The 4,784-nt window shown below is 36.7% G+C and carries 4 protein-coding genes; all 4 read left to right on the top strand.

Going from position 1 to position 4,784, the window contains the following annotated elements; translation table 11 throughout:
* Nucleotides 1-335 precede the first annotated feature (335 nt).
* Complete coding sequence (locus AC4GME_RS17045) at nucleotides 336-725, top strand: TraR/DksA family transcriptional regulator (protein WP_490378296.1); 390 nt, start codon at nucleotides 336-338, stop codon at nucleotides 723-725.
* Nucleotides 726-814: 89 nt separating this feature from the next.
* Nucleotides 815-2,494 carry an AAA family ATPase gene (locus tag AC4GME_RS17040; RefSeq protein WP_490378295.1) on the top strand — a complete coding sequence of 560 codons (1,680 nt, stop codon included), beginning with the start codon at nucleotides 815-817 and terminating at the stop codon, nucleotides 2,492-2,494.
* A 130-nt stretch (nucleotides 2,495-2,624) separates the two neighbouring features.
* Nucleotides 2,625-3,164, top strand: a complete 540-nt coding sequence (gene fabA, locus AC4GME_RS17035) for a bifunctional 3-hydroxydecanoyl-ACP dehydratase/trans-2-decenoyl-ACP isomerase (protein WP_490378294.1) — start codon at nucleotides 2,625-2,627, stop codon at nucleotides 3,162-3,164.
* Nucleotides 3,165-3,254: 90 nt separating this feature from the next.
* A partial coding sequence (gene sppA / locus AC4GME_RS17030; RefSeq protein WP_490379854.1) for a signal peptide peptidase SppA occupies nucleotides 3,255-4,784 on the top strand: 1,530 nt, incomplete at its 3' end.

Below are 4,784 nucleotides of genomic sequence, written 5' to 3'. Positions count from 1 at the left end.
ACTTAGTTAAACATAGTGATAAAGAGCTAGCAGCTATTAAAGCTAAGGAAAAAGAGAAGGAAAACGATCTTGACGTCATATTCCAAGATAAGAAGAAGTGGTAAATGATGGCAACAAAACTAAATAACACTCATTAACAGACTCGAAATTATTGCAGTTTTAGAGACTTAAACTCTAATTTGGCGGCTAAAAACTTAATCAAATCGATGTAAATGTGATCTATATCAAGCGAAGCTTTATCAGCAACAGATAAATATCAGAACTTGATTTAAATCATAAGCTTACTGAGCGTCTAACTTTAACATTAGAAAATAATTTTGTTACAGTGAGTCCCTATGCAACATATCAGTGAAACACAAGTAGACCAGTTCCAAGCAGTTCTTTTAAGTTCACTCGAAGAGTTACGTCTTGGCATGACTGATATATTAATGCGCTCAAGTCATACAAGTCATAACCTGGCAGCTAAACAATTACAGAAAATTTCTGCTGATGATTTGCTTGAACTAGCTCTAAAAATTGAAATGCCTTCTATTTCCCATAAAATTTCTGCCATGAGAAACATCGATGCAGCATTGAATAATATTCAAATCGGCATGTATGGGTTATGCGCTGACTGTGAAGAGGAGATAGATACAAAACGTCTGAACAGTGATGCAACAACTCAACGCTGCTTAAATTGTGAAAATAGATATCAGAAACAAAAGTATAATAACTACAAACTGTAGCGACCTATAGAGTTGCAGTGAGTATTTGACCATTCTCATTGCAACATCGACTTGCACTACATATAATTACTTATTTTAGAGTTGCCACTTTGTCGATAAATAATTCAATTGTTAAACAACAACACCCTTTGAGCAATCTCCCCGCTAATCCATTAACGGTAAAGCAATGCACTCCCGATTTCTTTTCTCAATTATCACAACCTAGCTCTAATAAAGATAATTGGCTATCTATCTATCCCATTGTTTCTCAGATTATTAAACACTTTGTCCAGCTACCACAACCGTTACTAATTTTTAATGCACGCTGTTGGCAAGCAGCGGTCGCAGTTATAAAAGAAGCAACTGCCGCTGACTACGAGCAACTTGCATTACAGAATTACGATCAACAGAGACTGTTTGGTCGACTGAATTTACAAAAAGAACAAAATATCGATTTTCTACAGGGTGAAATTTATAACTTCAACCAAGGTTGTTTGATTCTGCATATCAGCCCGTTACTTGTAAACCCTAATTTATGGTTCTTACTTAAAGCGTTTTTAATTAGCCGAAAATTACCTGCAACCTCTGCGGTAAATGGCGATAAATTAAAAGGGGAATATCCGCTCGAGCCATTAAACGAATTAAATACCAAAATAATTTTGGTCGCAAACCGCTATCAACTTGATGAGTTGACACAAATTGATCCTGAATATAGTCAAGTAGGGTCTTTGTTTACGGAATTATCAAGTGAGATCAAAACAACAGATGAAAATATCCAGTCTTTACAAAGTTATTGTCACAAGCTTATAGAACAACGAGGCTTAACCAAGGTCTCAACACAAGCACTGGCGTTATTGTTTCATCACCTGTCGAGTAAATGTGAACATCAGAAAAAAATTCTTTTTTCACCTGAAATAATCGAAAATATACTTCGTTATGCACAGCTGTTTAATCCGGAGCAATCGGAGCTATCAGCAACTCATTTACAAAAAGTACTTGATATCCAGGCCCAGTCTCAATTTTTAGCACAAAATTTCAGTGATCAGGCGTTATTAGAAAAACAGTTAAAAATTCAACTGCAAGGACAGGAAATCGGCCAAATCAATGGCATGTCTGTGGTTGAGTTAATGGGGTATCCTTCCGAATTTGGTGAGATTTTCAGAATTTCAGCAAGTGATATGATCGGTGATGGTGAAATCATTGATGTCGAACGTAAAGTTGAACTGGCGGGTAATATACATGCAAAAGGTATATTGATAGTACAAGGTTATGTAAATCACTTCTTTACCCATATTACGCATTTTCCATTATCCTGTAACGTTGTTTTTGAGCAGTCTTATCAAGAAAGTGAAGGTGATAGCGCCTCATTAGCAATATTATTAGCTGTTATCTCCTGTTATGCGCAGCGCCCTCTATCACAAAATTTATTTGTGACTGGCGCATTAGATCAACATGGTAATGTTTTAGCAATTGGTGGCGTTAATCAAAAAATTCAAGCGGTAACACGTTTATTCAAGCTTGGATTGTTAAATGAAACCGTCACTATTTTAATCCCGCAAGCGAATCTGATTAACCTTACTTTGGATGCCGACACCCTTAAGCTGATAAGCAGTAAGAAAATATATATCTATGGTATTAACCACTGTCAGGAAGCATTTCCACTGGCTATGGAGCTAAGCTTTGCTGATGTGATTAAATTAATTAATCAAAGAATTGAACATCTGCATAAAGATGAAAATGATGAACGTCATTCGGGTCTGATTGATAGGTGTATGCGCTTGTTTCGCTAACAAGATTTTGATTAAAGTTGATTGTTAGCAGTCTGTCATATAAAGTATGGCAACATAAATTTTTTATGGTATTTCAAGCTGTTGGTTTGAAATATCGCAGCAGTTTCTATCTATTACAAGAAAAGTGAATATGACTAAAACCGTATCCCAAAAAGAGTTGGGAAAAAACTCTTATACAAAAGAAGAATTAGTAAAATGTGGTCAAGGTGATTTATTTGGCGAAGGCAACTGTCAACTTCCAGTTGATAATATGCTGATGTTAGATCGTATCATCACCATCACATCTGATGGTGGCGAACACGGTAAAGGTGAGTTAATTGCTGAATTAGATATTGATAAAGCTCTGTGGTTCTTTCAGTGTCACTTCCCCGGCGACCCTGTGATGCCTGGCTGTTTAGGCCTTGATGCAATGTGGCAGTTAGTTGGTTTCTTCCTTGGTTGGAGCGGAGGCCCGGGTAAAGGCCGCGCACTAGGTGTTGGTAATGTTAAATTCACAGGTCAGGTTTTACCAACGTCTAAAAAAGTAACCTACCGAATTACTATGAAACGTTTAATTATGCGTAAACTTGTTATGGGTATTGCTGATGGCGTTGTTGAAGTAGATGGTAAAGTGATTTACACAGCAGAAGATCTAAAAGTAGGTCTGTTTGTTGATACTTCTAGCTTCTAGTATTAAATAGCTTAAATTAAGTTTAATAAAGCACTGTATATGCAAATATCCAGTGCTTTATTTTTATCTGCTTTTTTTAAAGGATGTGAAATGAAACTAATATACTCATGGTTAAAAGCAATTGCTAAATTAATAAATTTTACACGCTTATTTATTATCAATGCTCTTTTTTTAGTTATCGTAATGATCTTTGTTGTTGCCATTAGTGGCGAGGAACAACAAGTTGTTATCGCTGATAATTCAATCTTGCATCTAAATTTTACGGGCAGTATTGTTGAACAAAAACAACCAGTTGATTTTTCGAGTGAACTATCTAAACAGATGCTTTCACCTGATCAGCCACAAGTAAGTGAATATCAAATTGATGAGATACTTCAGGTTATCCGTTACGCTCAATCTGATCCTAAAATAAAAAGCATCTTATTAGAATTAGATGGTTTAAGTAGCGCCAGCCTTAACCATTTGACCGATATCGGAAAGGCTCTCAATGAGTTTAAAACTGCAGGAAAAACTGTCACTGCGATTGCTGATAACTATTCTCAAACTCAATACTTATTAGCAAGTTTTGCTGATCAGATTTATCTAAATCCGCAGGGTTTGGTCTTCCTGCAAGGTTTTTCTGTATACCGTCTCTATTTCAAAGAAGCTTTAGACAAGCTGTTAATCACACCACATATCTTTAAGGTCGGTACCTACAAATCATTTGTAGAACCTTTTACCCAAAACAAAATGTCCGAAGAGAGTAAATTGGCCAACAGTCATTGGTTAAAACAATTATGGACAAATTATAGTAATACTGTTGTCAGAGAGCGAAAAGATAAAAGCGTAATAACAGCCCAGTCACTATCTCCTTCTCTAGCACAATTAAAATCAGCACTGAAAGATGCAGGAGGAGATACCGCACTGTATGCAAAACAAGTCGGTTTAGTTGATTTTTTAAACAGCCGCTTTGAAATAATAAATAAGTTTAAAGAAAAGGCAAAGTCAGAAGGCGTTGATTTCAACCTGCTAAGTTACACTGATTATCAATCAACCCTACCTCGCTTATATCAAAGCCAGGCAAACAAGAATCAGATTGCACTTATTCACGGCAGTGGTGAGATTTTAGCGGGAGAGCAAAAAGTAAATGCTATTGGTGGTGATAGCTTTAGCAAGTTATTAGAGAAAGCACTTATTAATAAGCGTGTTAAAGCAGTAGTTATTCGTCTTGATACGCCAGGAGGCAGCGCCTTTGCATCCGAAAAAATTCGCCAACAAGTATTGGCCTTAAAACAAGCAGGCAAAAAAGTCGTTGTTTCTATGGGCAGTGTGACCGCATCGGGAGGCTACTGGATTGCTTCAGCAGCTGATTATATCATAGCATCACCAACAAGCTTAACAGGATCAATCGGCATATTCGGCATGTACGCCAGCGCAGATAAAGCACTCAATAAATTTGGTATTTATAACGATGGCATCGGCACCAGTGAGTTATCAACTTTAAATCCGACTCGAGCGCTTAACCCAGAGCTTGCTGAAATTATGCAAATAGGTATCGAACATGGTTATAAACAGTTTATAACTGTAGTTGCACAAGGTAGGAATATGTCACTATCAGAAGTTGATAACGTTGCACAAGGA

Source organism: Psychromonas sp. (assembly GCF_983033635.1).
The sequence above is the reverse complement of the archived record's forward strand: the minus strand, read 5'-3'. Positions and strand labels throughout refer to the sequence as shown.

Bases quoted from the DNA above. Each gene is read 5' to 3' on its own strand.
- fabA (WP_490378294.1), top strand. From the start codon at position 2,625: ATGACTAAAACCGTATCCCAAAAAGAGTTGGGAAAAAACTCTTATACA.
- AC4GME_RS17045 (WP_490378296.1), top strand. From the start codon at position 336: ATGCAACATATCAGTGAAACACAAGTAGACCAGTTCCAAGCAGTTCTT.